This window comes from Rhodospirillales bacterium (assembly GCA_018666775.1).
Taxonomy (GTDB): Bacteria; Pseudomonadota; Alphaproteobacteria; order SMXQ01; family SMXQ01; genus JABIXC01.
In genome coordinates, this window is sequence record JABIXC010000012.1 from 1 (window position 1) to 16,155 (window position 16,155).

Consider the following 16,155-nt stretch of genomic DNA (forward strand, 5'->3'; position numbering starts at 1 on the left):
GATCGCCTTGGCTGCACCCGTCTGTCTTGTCTGCGATTTCTGTTTCATCTTCATTCCCCTTCGGGTCATTACGATGTGCCAGAAACCCTCTCTTATGCAATGCCCCTAATCTGTCCCATAGGCGCTGACGTTAGACAATTACGATGTGCCAGAAACCCTCTCTTATGCAATGCCCCTAATCTGTCCCATAGGCGCTGACGTTAGACAAAAACCGGCCTGGCGTTCAACAATTTAGACACCGCATCAAGCCCCACCCTCAATGCCCCCAAAAAACGCCCTGATACGCCCAGAAATACCCAAAAACCAATTGACAGGGCGGGTTGGAACGTTATATTCCGCAGCTTCCGGCGACATTTAGTCGCCTTTCAAGAATTTTAAGGTGAAAAGCGTTATGTACGCTGTAATTCGCACGGGCGGAAAACAATATAAAGTCGCTGAAAACGACGTCCTCTTCATTGAAAAACTGGACGGCAAAGAAGGCGAAGAGCTGACTTTTTCTGACGTTTTGGCATTCCATGACGGCAAAGAACTCACGCTGGGCCAACCGCTGGTCAGTGGTGCAACAGTCACCGCCGATGTATTGGACCAGAAAAAGGGCGCCAAAGTCATTGTCTTCAAGAAGAAGCGCCGCCAGAATTACCGTCGCAAGAAAGGCCATCGCCAGCTTACGACCGTAATCCGCATTACGGCCATTCTGCCCGATGGCAAGAAAAAGGCTGCGGCGAAAAAGGCCGCACCGGCAAAGGCAGACGCACCTGCAAAGGCAGAAGCACCTGCAAAGGCAGACGCCCCCGCAAAAGCAGCGCCCGCAAAGAAACCCGCAGCGAAGAAACCCGCTGCCAAAAAGCCCGCGGCTAAAAAAGCCCCGGCTGATAAGAAATAAGGAACTCTGAACGATGGCCCATAAAAAAGCAGGCGGTTCATCCCGTAACGGTCGCGATTCAGCCGGCAGACGTCTTGGCGTCAAAAAGTTCGGTGGCGAAGCCGTAATCATTGGCAACATCATCGTGCGCCAACGGGGCACCAAATTTCATCCCGGCGATAACGTTGGCATGGGCAAGGATCACACCCTCTTTGCACTGACCGACGGCGAGGTAAAGTTCCGCAAGAGACGCGAAGGGCGTACCTTTGTGTCTGTGGAAGGGCCAGCGTCCTGAATTAATTTGGTCATTTCCGATAATTCATAAAGGGGAATGGCTAACATTCCCCTTTTCTGTATGCGCAAAGAGCCAAAGCCATGCAATTCCTAGATGAAGCAAAAATATACACCCAAAGTGGCAGCGGCGGCCCTGGGTCTTTAAGTTTTCGCCGCGAAAAGAACCTCGAATTCGGCGGCCCCAACGGGGGTAACGGCGGACGCGGGGGCGATGTGATCGTGGTGACAACAGACGCGCTGAACACCCTGATCGATTTCCGCTTTCAACAACATTTCAAGGCCAGAAACGGTCACCACGGCGAAGGCCAAAACCGCACCGGTGCAAATTCCGACGATGTCATCATCACCGTCCCCGCAGGCACCACCATTTTGGCCGAAGATGGCGAAACCGTTCTGGCGGATATGGTCCGTGACGGACAACGGTTCGTCCTGTGCAAAGGGGGTGACGGTGGTTTCGGCAACACCCATTACAAGACATCCACCAATCAAGCCCCAAGAAAGGCCGGTTCCGGCCATCCGGGGGAAGAACGCTGTGTTTGGCTGCGGTTAAAGGTTTTGGCCGATGCCGGGTTGGTCGGCCTGCCCAATGCGGGCAAATCCACCCTTTTGGCGGCAGCTTCCCGGGCACGACCCAAAATTGCCGATTATCCCTTCACCACCCTGACCCCCCAACTGGGCATGGTTTACGTGGATACAGAAGAATTTGTGCTGGCCGACATCCCCGGCCTGATAGAAGGCGCCCATGAAGGGGCTGGCCTCGGGGCACGTTTTCTGGGCCATGTGGAACGCTGTGGGGTTTTGCTGCATATGGTAGATGGCACCGATGAAGCCATTGCCGAATCTTATAAAACCGTGCGCGAAGAACTGATCCAATACGGGGCTGGGCTGGAAGAAAAGATTTCCATTCCCGTTCTGACAAAATGTGATGCCATTGCTGCGGATGAAATTGATGAACGGGTTAAAACCCTCGCCAAATCTGCGGGGTGTTCCCCTGACACGGTTCATGTCATCTCCGGGGTTACCGGGGCAGGGGTTGAAAAATTAATGCGGGTTGCCCTGTCCCATATCCACAATGACCGGAAAGCCCGCCAGATCCGCGATGCAGAAAAGAGCGAAGGAATAGCCCCATGAGCCAGAAATTGATTGGCGCCAAGCGCATGGTGGTCAAGGTCGGCTCTGCCCTTCTTGCAGATGAAGCAAAGGGGGCCATCCGCACCCAATGGCTGTCAGCCCTTGCAAAAGATATCGCTGAATTTCGAGCAGCCGGCACAGAGGTTCTTCTGGTCTCGTCCGGAGCCGTGGCTGTGGGCTGTAGCCAGCTTGGCCTTGATCGTCCCCAACTGCGTTTGGAAGAAAAGCAGGCCGCCGCTGCAACCGGACAAATTCGCCTTGCCCATGCCTATCAAGAAGCGCTGGCGCATCACAAGATCGACACCGCCCAGATTTTATTGACCCTGGACGATACCGAAGAACGGCGACGCTATCTTAATGCCCGCAACACCCTTGATACGCTGTTGCGCCTGGGCGCGGTGCCCGTCATCAATGAAAATGACACCATCGCCACCAACGAAATTCGCTATGGCGATAATGACCGGCTGGCGGCGCGCGTGGCCACCATGATCAGCGCCGATACCCTTGTTTTGCTGTCCACCATTGACGGGCTTTACGATTCCGATCCCCTGAACAACAAGGATGCAAAATTGATCCCCGAAGTGCGTGAACTGACGCCTGACATTTGCGCCATGGCCGGTGATGCACCGCCGGGCTATACGTCTGGCGGCATGGTAACGAAGCTGGAAGCGGCCCGCCTCGCCATGGGGGCTGGGTGCCGCATGGTGATTGCTGATGGCAGCGCCGATCATGCGCTTGGCAACATAGACAGCCACGACCGCCACACCTGGTTTATTGCCAAGGAAAATCCATTGGGCATGCGCAAGCACTGGATCGCATCATCGCTGAAACCGGCCGGATCGCTGACGCTGGATTCTGGTGCCGTGAAAGCGCTCTATGATGGCAAAAGCCTGTTGCCTGCGGGGGTGTCCCATGTTGAGGGCAATTTTGATCGGGGCGATGCGGTCATCGTCAAAACCGTTGATGGCACTGAGATTGCCCGGGGGCTTGTCGCCTATGCCGCCGATGATGCCCGCCGGATCGCCGGTCATAAAAGCCGTGAAATTGAAGAAATTCTGGGCTACCGTGGCCGCAGTGAAATGATCCATCGGGACGATCTTGTTGTCTCGGGTGAAGACCATGACCATAACGCATAACGACATCGAGATAAGGGGGGTGTCATGACTGCCGCCGATCTTAATCCCGATCTTCATGATGAAATGATCCGCATGGGTGAGGCTGCCCGGCTGGGCGCAAAAGCCCTTGCCAATGCGACTACCGATGCCAAGAACGCGGCCCTGAAAGGGGCGGCCGATGCCATCCGCGATCAAGCCACCATCATTATGGATGCCAATACACGCGATGTTGCTACGGCCCGAAAAGCAGGCACAACGGGTGCCTTTATCGACCGGCTTTTGCTGGACCCAGACCGCATAGAGGCCATGGCGAAGGGCCTTGAAAGCATCATTGATCTGGATGATCCCATTGGGAAAATTATTTTCGAAACCACGCGCCCCAACGGATTGCATATCACCCGAGTTCGGGTGCCGCTTGGCGTGATTGGGGTCATCTATGAATCGCGCCCCAATGTCACGGCCGATGCTGCGGGGCTTTGCCTTAAATCTGGCAACGCGGTGATCCTGCGCGGCGGTTCCGAAAGCCAACATTCATCCCACGCCATTGCAAATGCAATCCATGACGGCCTGAAGGCTGCGGGCTTGCCCGCATCCTGTGTCCAACTGGTGCCCACCACAGACCGGGCTGCCGTGGGCGAAATGCTGACCATGGCCGGGCTGATCGACATCATCGTGCCCCGGGGTGGCAAATCCCTGATTGAACGCGTTAGCCGCGAAAGCCGCATTCCGGTCATCAAGCATCTGGATGGCATTTGCCATGTCTATGTCGATGGCGGTGCCAATTTGGATATGGCCCGGGACGTGGCCGTCAATGCCAAGATGCGCAGGCCCGGTATTTGTGGTGCGGCGGAAACTCTTTTGGTCGACCGCGCCGTGGCTGCGAGCGATATCGCATCGATTGTTGGTGCCCTGATTGATGCCGGTTGCGACGTGCGCGGCGATGAAGCCGTTATGGCGGCCGATGCCCGGGTAAAAGCCGCCGATGACGATGACTGGAATACCGAATATCTGGACGCCATTATCTCTGCCAAAATCGTCGATGGCGTAGAAGGCGCAATCGCCCATATTGAAACCCACGGCTCTCATCATACCGAGACCATCGTTACCGATGATGGGGACGCGGCGGCAAAATTTTTATCGCAAATCGATAGCGCCATTGTGCTTCATAATGCATCGACCCAGTTCGCCGATGGCGGCGAATTTGGCATGGGTGCCGAAATTGGCATTTCAACAGACAAACTGCACGCTCGCGGCCCGGTTGGCGTTGAACAGCTCACCAGTTATAAATATGTGGTCCATGGGTCGGGCCAAATTCGCCCCTGAGATCGCACACCCACAATGAACCCCACACCACCACATTCTGGATCGACACCCTGAAACATCGCGCCGCCATTCCAGCCCATGCCAAGGGCCCCCGGATTTCAGGGGTAAATTCGGCCGGATTGCGGATTGGCATTCTGGGGGGATCGTTCAATCCTGCCCATGAAGGCCATCTGCATATCACGATGCTGGCGTTGAAACATCTGGAGCTGGATCAAGTCTGGTGGATGGTTTCCCCCCAGAACCCCTTGAAATCAGAAGAAGATATGGCCCCGCTGGCCGACCGCATGTCATCGGCAGAAACCATCGCCGGGAAAAACACCCGCATTCTGGTGACCGACATCGAAACCAGGCTGAATACCCGCTATACCTCATCGACCCTGCGCGCCCTGCTGACGGCCTTTCCCTATACCCGGTTCATTTGGCTGATGGGGGCAGATAACCTTCAACAAATTCCACGATGGGAAAAATGGACCTTCATCTTCCGTATGGTCCCCATTGCGATTTTTGACCGCGCCACGTATTCTTTCAAGGCACTGGCAAGCAAAGCAGCGCACCGGTTTCAGCGATACCGGGTACGGCCACGGAATGCTGCTAGCATTGTTGGGAAATCGCCCCCTGCGTGGGTCTATTTTCATTCTACCCTGCATCCGGCATCGGGCACCGAAATCCGTGCATCGCGACATAAAAAATCTGGCGCTAAATCGAATAAGACATCTAATTCGAATAAGACATTGAGAGGTAAAAAATAGGGATGGTGAAAACCCCCTCGACCAAAAAGAAAGCACCCCGCGCGCGCAAAAGAACGCCGGGCGCTAATCCTCGGAAACTTCTGAAGCTTGTTCAGAAATGTCTGGATGATGATCAAGCCGATGACGTCACTGTCATCGACCTTTCGGGAAAAACTGCATTCGCTGATTTCATGATTGTCGCATCGGGTCGCAACACGCGCCATATCAGCGCCATGGCCAGCCACCTTAAGGCAAAGATCAAGACCGCCGGCGGGTTAACACCGCCCACGGAAGGATTGAATCAAAGCGAATGGGTCTTGATTGATGGCGGCGACGTTATCATTCACCTTTTCCACCCGGAAATCCGCATGTCTTATAATCTCGAAAAAATGTGGGGGGGTGCCGCATGGCCGGAAGACTCGTCCGAAGACCATCTGGAAGAAAACCCAGACGGACCAAAAGCCTGAGCCACCCGACGGGTCCATCATGCGTCTAACCATCATCGCCATTGGCAAAGCCCGCAAAGGGCCAGAAAACGATCTATTCAAGGTTTTTGCCGACCGGGTTTTGTGGCCCATAACGTTGATCGATGTCGAAGAACGCCGGCCATCAAGCCCCGCAGAGCGCGTCCAACGCGAAGGCCAATTGTTGCTATCGCGCATCCCCGATGGGGCCATGGTTGTTGCCCTAGATGGCGGGGGAAAGACACTCTCCAGCGAAGCCTTTGCCGCACGCTTGGGGCGCTATAGAGATGACGGGATCAGCGATGTTGCCTTTATCATCGGCGGGGCCGACGGTCTGGACCCGGCCATTATAAACAAGGCTGATCTTGTGCTTTCCCTAGGTGCCATGACATGGCCCCATCAGATGGTCAGGGCCATGATTGGCGAACAAATCTATCGTGGGCAGGAAATTCTGGCAGGCCACCCCTATCACCGTGCCGGACCGCCACCTGTATCTGGAAAGAAGCCCGGGAAAACCCGTTAACGTCTTGAGAAGAAACCCTGTTCAGAGTAGGGTCCCGAGATAAGATTTCACCATTTCCAAAGACCAGAATGCAGGCCATATGCCAAATTCGACACAAAACAACCCGAACCTTCAGCCAACCAAAGTGCAACCCACCCCCAAACCGGTGGTGCTTTGCGTGCTTGATGGTTGGGGACATCGGGTTGCGGTTGAACACAATGCAATTGCCGCAGCCAAAACGCCAAATTGGGACCGGATCAGCACCCAATGCCCCCATGGGTTACTGGAAGCATCGGCACTGGATGTCGGCCTGCCGCCTGGACAGATGGGAAATTCAGAAGTCGGCCATATGAACATTGGCGCAGGACGCGTTGTCATGCAGGACATGCCCAGAATTGATGCCGCCATCATTGATGGCAGCCTGGCATTAAAACCTGAACTGGCAGCCTTTGTCGAAAAACTAAAAAGCACTAACGGCACCTGCCACCTGATGGGATTAATTTCCACCGGTGGCGTTCATTCCCATCAAGATGAAATCGCCGCACTGGCACGCATCCTTGATGCATGCGGTGTGCCCGTCGCTGTGCATGTGTTTCTGGATGGGCGCGACAGCCCCCCCCAAAGCGCCATCGGCTTCCTTCAAAAATTCGAAGCCGATTTAGGGCCAGGTCCAAAAATCGTTACTGTGACGGGGCGCTATTACGCCATGGACCGGGACACCAGATGGGAACGCATTGAACAAGCCTATGACGGGTTGGTATCGGCCAAAGGGGCCCCCCATGCCACAGCGCAGGATGTGGTGAATGTGGCCTATGCCAATGATATCACTGATGAATTTATAACCCCCGCCATCATTGATGGCTATCAGGGCATGAAAGATGGCGATGGCATTGTCATGGGCAATTTCCGATCTGACCGGGCGCGTGAAATTCTGACCGCATTGGTTGACCCAAAATTTGATGGGTTTGAAAGAAGCCAAACCATTGCCCTCGCTTGCGCCCTTGGGATGACCGAATATTCAACGGCGCTGAACACCCGAATGGAAGCCCTGTTCAAGGCACAAACCCTGAATAATATTCTGGGCGATGTATTATCGCGCGCTGACATGAGCCAATTGAGGATTGCGGAAACCGAAAAATATGCCCATGTCACCTTCTTCTTCAATGGCGGCGTGGAAGAACCCATGAAGCATGAAGAACGGATTCTTGTGCCATCGCCAAAAGTTGCAACCTATGACCTGGAACCCGAAATGTCGGCCAAAGAAATCACCGATCATTTGGTAACGGCCATCGGTGAAGACCGGTTTGACTTCATCCTTGTGAATTACGCCAATGGCGACATGATCGGGCACACCGGAAATTTTGATGCTGCCGTCATCGCCGCCCAAACCGTTGATCAAAGCCTGGGCCGTCTTGAAAAGGCCGTGATTGATGCTGGCGGTGTCTTGATGGTCACGGCGGACCATGGCAATGCGGAACAGATGTATGACGATGAAACCAAACAGCCCCATACGGCCCACACGATCAATCTGGTCCCCCTTATCCTTGTTAATGGGCCAGAACCGGTAACAGGGATTGCCGATGGACGTCTGGCAGATATTGCCCCGACGGTTTTGGCACTGCTGGGCCTTACAAGGCCTACTGAAATGACTGGAAAATCACTTCTGGAACCAACCCATGGGGATGGTGCACGTGAACGGATACAGGCCACTGCCTGATCACACAACATGGTATTTTGCGCCCCCCCATAAATGCGGGCGTAAATCGCGTGCGCCGGGTTGGGTCTTTTTGTCCCTTGTCCTTGCCATCTTTATCCCGTTTCAGGGCATGGCGGCAGAGACCCCGGAAACCGATCTTAAATCTGTTGAGCGTGCCCTCAAACAAAGTGAGGCCCGAAGCAAATCGCTTGCCTTGGATGCAAAACGCATTACCAAAGAACGGGCAAAAATTCGAAAAACCCTGATCCGTGCCGCTAGGGATACCCAGATCCGGCAACGTGCCATAGATCGGCTAAAGAACCATGTGGCCCGTCTCAAGGCTCAGGAACGCGCCAAAACACAATCCCTTGATGCGCGACGCAAAAGCCTGACGGAACTCATCGCTGCCCTTCAGCGCATCGCACGCCACCCCCCCGAAGCGGTCATGGCGTATTCCGCGACCCCCCAAGACACCCTCAGGAGTGCCCTGTTGCTGCGCTCGGCCATTCCCGAAGTAGAATCCCGCGCACGGGAACTGAAAGAAACCCTTTCTGCCCTTACCCGTTTGCGCACCCTTGCAGGGAAGCGCGAAGCCAATCTGGCATCAAAAGTGACGTCCCTGAAACACAAGCGCCGCGAGCTTTATCAGCTTCTGAAAAAAAAGCGTGCCCTTGAGAAAAAGGCCTTATCCAAACACACCCGCAGCAAAAATGACGTGCTTCAACTGGCGGCAAAAGCCAAAGGCCTGCGCGACCTTTTAGAGAAGCTCAAACAACACAAAAAACGTCTGCGCACGGCCAGATTGCTTCCCCCACCATCCCGACACCAACGCCGGACAAAAAGAAATTTGCCCAAGCACGGCGAGACACGGCCCTTTGTGGTGGCGCGCGCGCGCGGAAATTTTGCACCACCCGTCCTTGGCACCATCACTGCGCGCTATGGTTCAAAGGCCAATTTTGGACCTAAAAACAAGGGGTTGAGAATTTCAACCACCCCCCAAGCGCAGGTGATTGCACCCTTTGATGGCTTGGTCGTGTTTGCAGGACCCTTTCGGGGGTATGGGCGGCTCTTGATCATCGATCACGGCGGGGGATATCATACTTTGCTCTCTGGCCTTGAGCGTATTGACACGGACGTCAATCAGCGTTTATTGACCGGAGAGCCCATAGGAACCATGGGCCAGCCCTCAAAAGGCCGGCCTGAGCTTTACTTGGAATTACGAAGAAATGGCCAGCCCATTAACCCCCTGCCATGGCTGGCGGCACCACCAACCGATAAGGTAAGCGGATGAAACGAATAGCGTTCCTGGTGATTTTCCTGACCTCTATGGCAGCGATCGCCCCCTCTCAATCTCTGGCACAAGACAAGGGCCGGGAAACCTATCGCCAACTGGAACTCTTTGGCACTGTTTTTGATCGCATCCGCAATGATTATGTCGAAACCACCAAAGATCAGGATCTGATTGAGACGGCCATCAACGGCATGCTTTCTGCCCTTGATCCCCATTCCAGTTACCTCAGTGAAAAAAGCTTTAAAGATATGCAGGTCCGGACCCGGGGCGAATTTGGCGGGCTTGGCATTGAGGTCACCATGACCGATGGCCTTGTAAAGGTTATGTCCCCCATCGACGATACCCCGGCCTTTCGCGCAGGCATCAAGGCCGGTGATATGGTTACCCATCTTGACGGCGCCCCCATCCGTGGCCTGACCCTTCAACAAGCGGTAGAGAAAATGCGGGGCAAGGTCGGTGAAGATATCAAGCTGACCATTCAACGCGGCACAAAGCAGCCCTTTGATGTCACCATCACCCGGGCGCGCATCAAAATAACGCCCATCAAACACCGCCTTGAAGCCAATAACATTGGCTACATTCGTATTACATCCTTCAATGATCAAACCACCATTGATCTGAAAAAGGCCTACAAAAAATTGCAAAAGAAAGCCAAGAAAGGAATCTCCGGACTTGTTCTTGATCTTCGGAATAATCCCGGCGGGCTTTTGAAAGAAGCCATCAGCGTTTCCGATGCCTTCCTTGATCGCGGTGAAATTGTTTCCACCCGTGGCCGGAAAAAAACGGAAAGCACGCGCTCGAATGCCCAAAAAGGTGACATCACCAATGGGCTGCCCATCGTGGTTTTAGTAAATGGTGGATCAGCTTCTGCATCAGAAATCGTTGCCGGTGCATTGCAAGATCACCGAAGGGCGATCATCTTGGGAACGCGTTCATTTGGCAAAGGTTCGGTCCAGACCATTATGCCCCTGCCGGGACACGGGGCCATCCGCCTGACCACACAGCGTTACTACACGCCCTCAGGGCGTTCCATCCAGGGGAAGGGCATCGAGCCGGACATCATGATTACCCAGTTGGAAGTCAAAGAAATTTCTGATCTGAAGCAGCGCCGTGAAAAAGACTTACGCGGGGCCCTTAGCGGCGACAAAGTTACGGCCAAAGACAAAAAGAAGGCCAAAGATGAAAAAGATGCAAAAGCAGATAAAAAAATTAAGGATTACCAGTTAACCCGTGCCATGGGCGTGCTTCGGGGCATTGCCCTCTACCGCCAACAGAAAAACTAGAAGGGTTTTCATCGTCAAATGAGTTCACCCCAAGGCACCCCCCAGACCCGCCCTCAAAAATGGCGGTTAAGTGCTCTGACGATAACCTCCCTGTCACTGGTTCTCTTGGTGACAGGCGTTGTTACGTGGCTTGCCTTAACCGATGTCAGTGAAAAAAAACAAGCGCCCAAAAAAGCCCCGCCGTCGCCTGCCTTGTATCTTGAATCAATTACAAGCCCTGTAACGGCACCAAAAAAATCGGCCAAGGCAAAGCCCCCGATACACCCTAAAACAAAACCCACAGGGAAAGACGTCGCAAAAACATCCCCTGTTGCAAAAAAGCCAGCAGAAGTGCCGCCCGTTGTAAAAACGCCGCCAACAATACCTGTGCCAAAACCTGCGGCAAAGGCACCGCCCGCGCCTGTTGTCCTGGCACCAGCGCCAAAACCGGCAAAGATCAGAACCCGATCAAGCCGCGCATCGCGCCGGGGATTGCGCCCGGCACCGGACCCGTCATTGGTGGAAAAAAGCCGGGCCGGCCCCCTGCCCCGCATCTCTACGGATGGCCGAAAGCCATGGAAAATTTATGCCCGTCCCTTTGATCATGGCACCCGGCTACCCAGAATAGGGATCATTATTGAAAACCTTGGGCTGTCCGGTGCTGGCACCGAAGCAGCCATCCAGCGCCTGCCCGGCACCATCACCCTGTCCTTTGCACCCTATGCCAAGGGATTAAAGCAATGGATCGCATTGGCCCGCACAGCAGGCCACGAAGTGATGTTGGGCCTGCCGATGGAGCCCCTTGATTTCCCAGCCAGCGATCCCGGCCCCCACACCCTTCTGACCAGCCTGACCACGACCCAAAACATTGCCCGGTTGCATTGGCTTTTGGGTCGGGTCACGGGTTATGTCGGGGTTGTTAATCAAATGGGCTCACGGTTCACAATTTCAGAACCCCATCTTCGGCCCATCCTTGGCGAACTTAAAAAACGGGGCTTGTTGTTCGTTGATTCCCGATCCTCGCTCCGCTCCGTGGCCGCCGACGTGGCCATCAGATTGAATTTGCCCCGTGCGGTCAATAACAGGTTTATCGATGCAGAAGCATCGCGGGGGGCCATTGACAAGCGGCTCAGGGAATTGGAAAGAATAGCCAAAGTATCGGGTTTTGCAGTCGGTATCGGATCGCCCTTCCCTGTCACCCTGGACAGGCTGGCCCTTTGGTCCAGAACCCTGAAAAAGCGGGGGTTTGTTCTGGCGCCCATATCCGCCATGGTGAACAGCCAAGGCAACCAGCATCCATGAGTGATGCTATTAACCGCGACGCCCTTCCCTATCGGCCCTGTGCGGGCATCATGCTGTTCAACCCGGATGGGCGGGTCTTTGTTGCCCGGCGCATTGATATGCCATCAGCGGCCTGGCAAATGCCCCAAGGTGGCATAGAAGAGGGCGAAATCCCTGTCACGGCTGCTTTTCGTGAATTGAAAGAAGAAATCGGCACCAACAACGCCGAACTGCTGGATGAACACGAAGACTGGCTTAATTATGACCTGCCCGATGAATTGCTGGGACAAATCTGGGGGGGCAATTTTCGTGGCCAAACCCAGAAATGGTTCGCTATGCGGTATTTAGGCGATGACGCCGACATCAACATCGAAACTGAGGTTCCGGAGTTCTCAGAATGGCAATGGGCCGACCCGGCCACCCTGCCCGACCTGATTGTGCCCTTTAAACGGGACCTGTATGCAGCCTTGGTCGAGCGTTTTGGCCATTGGGCCGAACACATCAAAAACAACGCCTGACTCAACCGGCCAGAACGTCTTTCAAGTGCGCGCGATGGCGGTTTAATGCCCACCATGCAATTTTCCCCGATACCTTTGCCAAAGCACCATCGGGGCTGAACCCTGCCGCTTCAAGGGCCATGTTCGTGGCCCGGTGCACATTGGCGGGCTGATAAAACCCGCTCGCCCGTGAGCCATAGGCCGCGGAACATTTGCCCCGATCATATACCTCACCCTGATTATTCCCTGCAAAATAGGCATAAGACAATTCATCATCATCGGCTTCGCCAATGCGCCCCAACACAATTCTAATGCGCGCCAAAATCCCCAGCCTGTCTTTGGGCAAATATCGTAAAAGATGCGCATGGAACAAGGCGTAATGGCGAAATTCATCAGCGGCGATGTGGCCACAAATCGCCTTTAAGACGGGTTCTTTTGTGAAATCGCGAAGGGCGGTGTAATACGAACTGGTGCCCGCCTCTACCACACAACGGGCCACCAGTTCTCCGGAACAACTGCCCCGGACAGACCGCGTTGCCCCTATGGGAATTTGATAGCCTTTTTGAAAGACGTCAAAGCGCGCGGCAAAATCAAAATCCGGGTCCGCCATTTCTGCCCAGCACCCCAAAACATCGCCATGCTGAATTTCTTCGCCCGCCCATGCCTTTGCGACATTCTGAAATGCCTCATCACCGCAAAACACATTGCAAAGATACGTCGCATAATCGCCCGCATTCTTTTCCACCATGGCGGCGGCCTTAACCACATTGACCACATCGGGGGCTAAACCGGCTGGGTCAAATTCATCCCATGGAATATCTTGCAGTGTCCAATGCGCCACGCAGCGCTCCCCCATAAAACAACCCGGCACCCGATGAGGGGGGGGCCGGGCCATATTATAACGATAAATTTGAAAGTCTTGGAAAGTCTTAGCTGGCCGCTGCAATCATTGCCTCAGCAATGGCCACATTACGAATGGCCTGGCTGCGGGCACCGTCGGTTTCTGCACTTTCAACGGCGGCGCGCGCAGATGTCAGGCGTTCACCGGCGGCATTGGTATCGATATCGGAAACAGGCACCGCTTCTTCCGCCAAAACAATGCATCGTTCCGGCGTTACTTCGGCAAAGCCACCAGCGACAAAAATATCGCCCTGGGCCGCATCTTCGGCACCATGGATGGCAATCACGCCCGGACGCACCTGAGAGATGAACGGCGCATGGTTGGGAAGCACGCCGAAATCACCTTCTGCACCCGGCACCACGACCATGTCGACAGCATCGGAGAACAATATTTTCTCTGGCGAAACCAGTTCAAATTCGACCTTATCGGCCATAAAGAATGCTCCCTCTTACCCTGAGTTCTACGCGGCTTCTGCGGCCATCTTTTTGGCCTTTTCAACCGCTTTCTCAATGGTGCTGACCATGTAAAAAGCAGCTTCTGGCAGATCATCATAGTCACCCTCAATGATGCCCTTGAAACCAGAAATGGTATCAGCAAGGCCGACCAGCACGCCGGGGAAACCTGTAAAGATTTCGGCGACATGGAACGGCTGTGACAGAAAACGTTGAATTTTCCGTGCCCGTGACACCACCAGTTTGTCTTCTTCCGACAATTCATCCATGCCCAAAATGGCAATGATGTCTTGCAAGGATTTGTACGTCTGCAACACGCGCTGCACACCGCGGGCCACTTCGTAATGTTCTTCACCCACAATGCGGGGATCCATGATGCGTGACGTGGAATCCAGCGGATCAACGGCGGGATAAATCCCCAATTCCGCGATTTGCCGCGACAACACGGTTGTCGCATCCAAATGGGCAAACGATGTGGCCGGTGCCGGATCGGTCAAATCATCGGCAGGTACGTAAATGGCCTGCACGGACGTGATAGACCCTTTGCGGGTTGATGTAATGCGTTCCTGCAAGTTACCCATATCTGTAGACAGGGTTGGTTGATACCCCACAGCAGAAGGGATACGACCCAAAAGCGCGGACACTTCGGAACCGGCCTGGGTAAAGCGGAAAATGTTATCGATGAACAAAAGAACGTCCTGGCCTTCTTCGTCACGGAAATATTCCGCCAAGGTCAATCCGGTCAAACCAACGCGTGCACGCGCGCCCGGGGGCTCGTTCATCTGGCCATAAACCAGCGCCGCTTTTGATTCGCCATCGAGGTTGATAACCCCTGATTCGATCATTTCATGATAAAGATCATTGCCTTCACGGGTTCGTTCCCCAACACCGGCAAACACTGAATAGCCGCCATGGGCCTTGGCAACGTTATTAATCAATTCCATGATCAAAACCGTCTTGCCAACACCGGCACCGCCAAACAGGCCGATCTTGCCGCCCTTGGAATAGGGTGCCAACAGATCAATCACCTTAATGCCGGTCACCAGAATATCGGATTCCGTTGATTGTTCCTCGAACAACGGTGCGGAACGATGAATGGGCATTTTTTTATCCGTCACAACGGGGCCGCGTTCATCAACGGGCTCGCCAATGACGTTCAGGATACGACCCAGCGTTCCCGGTCCCACGGGCACGCTAATCGGCGCCCCGGTGTCTGTCACATCTGCGCCGCGCACAAGGCCTTCTGTGGCATCCATGGCAATGGTACGAACCACTGATTCGCCCAGATGCTGCGCTACTTCTAGCACCAGACGCTTGCCCTGATTTTCGCATTCCAGCGCATTCAGGATCGGTGGCAGATCGCCATCAAACTGAACATCGACGACAGCGCCAATGATCTGTGAAATACGTCCAACAATTTTATCTGCCATTCTCAGCTCCTAGTGGAATCTTCGGTGGACCTAAACGGCCTCTGCACCGGATACAATTTCAATCATTTCAGTTGTAATGGCGGCTTGGCGCTTACGGTTATAAGTCAGTTCCAGCCGGTCAATCATTTCACCTGCATTGCGCGTCGCGCTATCCATGGCGGCCATGCGTGCACCCTGTTCGCCTGCATAGCTTTCCAAAAAGGCCCGGTAAACCTGAATGCCAAGATTACGTGGCAAAAGGTCCTGAAGGATGGTTTCTTCTTCGGGTTCAAATTCGTATATGGCCGATGGGCCAGCCGTTTCGGCATCTTCATCTGCTGCATCTTCAACCGGGAACGGGATCAATTGCTGGGCCGTAAATATCTGGGACATAATTGATTTGAACTGGTTGTAGATCAACGTACAGACATCAAATTCCCCGGCATCAAACATTTCTGCAACCCGGGCCCCTGTATCGCGGGCATCTTCAAATTGCACACCCTTGCGGGCCAGGTTTTCTAGGGTATCAACAATAATATCGTCAAAATCCCGCTTCAAACCATCACGGCCTTTGCGCCCAACACAGAGAATTTTGACGTCCTTGCCATCAGCGCGTAACCGGTTGATCTCAGCGCGAGCGCCCCGAACGATCTGGCCGTTAAAGCCGCCACACAAGCCACGGTCCGATGTCACAACCACCAAAAGATGGGTCTGATCGGCACCGGATCCGCTGAGCAGTTTAGGCGCACCGGCATTGGCACCAATGGATGCCGCCAATGACCCCAGCATACGCTCCATACGCTCTGCATAGGGACGGGCTGATTCTGCCTGTTCCTGGGCACGTTTAAGCTTCGATGCCGCCACCATCTTCATGGCCGCAGTGATCTTCTGCGTGGATTTCACGCTGACGATCCTGTTGCGAAGGTCTTTTAGATTGGCCATTGTCT

Annotated in this window: 17 protein-coding genes; 13 read left to right on the forward strand and 4 right to left on the reverse strand. The window is 54.3% G+C overall.

From position 1 onward, the window contains the following. The first annotated feature begins 391 nt into the window (after positions 1 to 391). From rplU to HOJ08_07035, 13 genes are all read left to right on the forward strand, one after another. Positions 392 to 883: a 50S ribosomal protein L21 gene (gene rplU, locus HOJ08_06975; GenBank protein MBT5673174.1), complete on the forward strand. Its 492-nt coding sequence runs from the start codon at positions 392 to 394 to the stop codon at positions 881 to 883. A 13-nt stretch (positions 884 to 896) separates the two neighbouring features. Beyond that, complete coding sequence (rpmA, locus tag HOJ08_06980) at positions 897 to 1,157, forward strand: 50S ribosomal protein L27 (GenBank protein ID MBT5673175.1); 261 nt, start codon at positions 897 to 899, stop codon at positions 1,155 to 1,157. A gap of 80 nt (positions 1,158 to 1,237) precedes the next feature. Continuing rightward, a complete protein-coding gene (gene obgE, locus HOJ08_06985) occupies positions 1,238 to 2,287 on the forward strand; it encodes a GTPase ObgE (GenBank protein ID MBT5673176.1) in 1,050 nt (349 codons plus the stop codon). Next, entirely contained in the window at positions 2,284 to 3,423 is a 1,140-nt protein-coding gene (locus HOJ08_06990; protein ID MBT5673177.1) for a glutamate 5-kinase, read from the forward strand. Before obgE ends, HOJ08_06990 begins: the two co-directional genes overlap by 4 nt. A gap of 24 nt (positions 3,424 to 3,447) precedes the next feature. Beyond that, positions 3,448 to 4,725, forward strand: coding sequence for a glutamate-5-semialdehyde dehydrogenase (locus tag HOJ08_06995; protein ID MBT5673178.1), 1,278 nt, complete (start codon positions 3,448 to 3,450; stop codon positions 4,723 to 4,725). 68 nt (positions 4,726 to 4,793) lie between these two features. Continuing rightward, complete coding sequence (locus HOJ08_07000; GenBank protein ID MBT5673179.1) at positions 4,794 to 5,474, forward strand: nicotinate-nucleotide adenylyltransferase; 681 nt, start codon at positions 4,794 to 4,796, stop codon at positions 5,472 to 5,474. A gap of 2 nt (positions 5,475 to 5,476) precedes the next feature. Next, complete coding sequence (gene rsfS / locus HOJ08_07005) at positions 5,477 to 5,920, forward strand: ribosome silencing factor (protein MBT5673180.1); 444 nt, start codon at positions 5,477 to 5,479, stop codon at positions 5,918 to 5,920. A gap of 19 nt (positions 5,921 to 5,939) precedes the next feature. Next, a complete protein-coding gene (rlmH, locus tag HOJ08_07010; GenBank protein ID MBT5673181.1) occupies positions 5,940 to 6,440 on the forward strand; it encodes a 23S rRNA (pseudouridine(1915)-N(3))-methyltransferase RlmH in 501 nt (166 codons plus the stop codon). Positions 6,441 to 6,519: 79 nt separating this feature from the next. After that, a complete protein-coding gene (locus HOJ08_07015) occupies positions 6,520 to 8,136 on the forward strand; it encodes a 2,3-bisphosphoglycerate-independent phosphoglycerate mutase (protein ID MBT5673182.1) in 1,617 nt (538 codons plus the stop codon). Then, positions 8,111 to 9,406, forward strand: a complete 1,296-nt coding sequence (locus tag HOJ08_07020) for a peptidoglycan DD-metalloendopeptidase family protein (protein ID MBT5673183.1) — start codon at positions 8,111 to 8,113, stop codon at positions 9,404 to 9,406. Before HOJ08_07015 ends, HOJ08_07020 begins: the two co-directional genes overlap by 26 nt. Then, positions 9,403 to 10,689 carry a S41 family peptidase gene (locus tag HOJ08_07025; GenBank protein ID MBT5673184.1) on the forward strand — a complete coding sequence of 429 codons (1,287 nt, stop codon included), beginning with the start codon at positions 9,403 to 9,405 and terminating at the stop codon, positions 10,687 to 10,689. Before HOJ08_07020 ends, HOJ08_07025 begins: the two co-directional genes overlap by 4 nt. Before the next feature lie 18 nt (positions 10,690 to 10,707). Beyond that, positions 10,708 to 11,970, forward strand: coding sequence for a divergent polysaccharide deacetylase family protein (locus HOJ08_07030; GenBank protein ID MBT5673185.1), 1,263 nt, complete (start codon positions 10,708 to 10,710; stop codon positions 11,968 to 11,970). Beyond that, positions 11,967 to 12,467, forward strand: coding sequence for an RNA pyrophosphohydrolase (locus tag HOJ08_07035; GenBank protein MBT5673186.1), 501 nt, complete (start codon positions 11,967 to 11,969; stop codon positions 12,465 to 12,467). Before HOJ08_07030 ends, HOJ08_07035 begins: the two co-directional genes overlap by 4 nt. A 1-nt stretch (position 12,468) precedes the next feature. On the opposite strand, the gene HOJ08_07040 is transcribed toward HOJ08_07035, so the two are convergent. The 4 genes from HOJ08_07040 to HOJ08_07055 form a co-directional block, all read right to left on the reverse strand. Continuing rightward, a complete protein-coding gene (locus tag HOJ08_07040) occupies positions 12,469 to 13,287 on the reverse strand; it encodes a ferritin-like domain-containing protein (protein ID MBT5673187.1) in 819 nt (272 codons plus the stop codon). Positions 13,288 to 13,375: 88 nt separating this feature from the next. Continuing rightward, positions 13,376 to 13,780 (reverse strand): F0F1 ATP synthase subunit epsilon, encoded by a 405-nt coding sequence (locus tag HOJ08_07045; GenBank protein ID MBT5673188.1) that lies wholly within the window; start codon positions 13,778 to 13,780, stop codon positions 13,376 to 13,378. Positions 13,781 to 13,807: 27 nt separating this feature from the next. Further along, positions 13,808 to 15,229: a F0F1 ATP synthase subunit beta gene (gene atpD / locus HOJ08_07050; protein MBT5673189.1), complete on the reverse strand. Its 1,422-nt coding sequence runs from the start codon at positions 15,227 to 15,229 to the stop codon at positions 13,808 to 13,810. A 30-nt stretch (positions 15,230 to 15,259) separates the two neighbouring features. Beyond that, on the reverse strand, positions 15,260 to 16,150 hold the full coding sequence (locus HOJ08_07055) for a F0F1 ATP synthase subunit gamma (GenBank protein ID MBT5673190.1): 891 nt from the start codon (positions 16,148 to 16,150) through the stop codon (positions 15,260 to 15,262). Positions 16,151 to 16,155 lie beyond the last annotated feature (5 nt).

Coding starts and splice junctions, on each gene's coding strand:
- rplU (MBT5673174.1), top strand. CDS start 392: ATGTACGCTGTAATTCGCACGGGCGGAAAACAATATAAAGTCGCTGAA.
- rpmA (MBT5673175.1), top strand. CDS start 897: ATGGCCCATAAAAAAGCAGGCGGTTCATCCCGTAACGGTCGCGATTCA.
- obgE (MBT5673176.1), top strand. CDS start 1,238: ATGCAATTCCTAGATGAAGCAAAAATATACACCCAAAGTGGCAGCGGC.
- HOJ08_06990 (MBT5673177.1), top strand. CDS start 2,284: ATGAGCCAGAAATTGATTGGCGCCAAGCGCATGGTGGTCAAGGTCGGC.
- HOJ08_06995 (MBT5673178.1), top strand. CDS start 3,448: ATGACTGCCGCCGATCTTAATCCCGATCTTCATGATGAAATGATCCGC.
- rsfS (MBT5673180.1), top strand. CDS start 5,477: ATGGTGAAAACCCCCTCGACCAAAAAGAAAGCACCCCGCGCGCGCAAA.
- rlmH (MBT5673181.1), top strand. CDS start 5,940: ATGCGTCTAACCATCATCGCCATTGGCAAAGCCCGCAAAGGGCCAGAA.
- HOJ08_07015 (MBT5673182.1), top strand. CDS start 6,520: ATGCCAAATTCGACACAAAACAACCCGAACCTTCAGCCAACCAAAGTG.
- HOJ08_07025 (MBT5673184.1), top strand. CDS start 9,403: ATGAAACGAATAGCGTTCCTGGTGATTTTCCTGACCTCTATGGCAGCG.
- HOJ08_07030 (MBT5673185.1), top strand. CDS start 10,708: ATGAGTTCACCCCAAGGCACCCCCCAGACCCGCCCTCAAAAATGGCGG.
- HOJ08_07035 (MBT5673186.1), top strand. CDS start 11,967: ATGAGTGATGCTATTAACCGCGACGCCCTTCCCTATCGGCCCTGTGCG.
- HOJ08_07045 (MBT5673188.1), bottom strand. CDS start 13,780: ATGGCCGATAAGGTCGAATTTGAACTGGTTTCGCCAGAGAAAATATTG.
- atpD (MBT5673189.1), bottom strand. CDS start 15,229: ATGGCAGATAAAATTGTTGGACGTATTTCACAGATCATTGGCGCTGTC.
- HOJ08_07055 (MBT5673190.1), bottom strand. CDS start 16,150: ATGGCCAATCTAAAAGACCTTCGCAACAGGATCGTCAGCGTGAAATCC.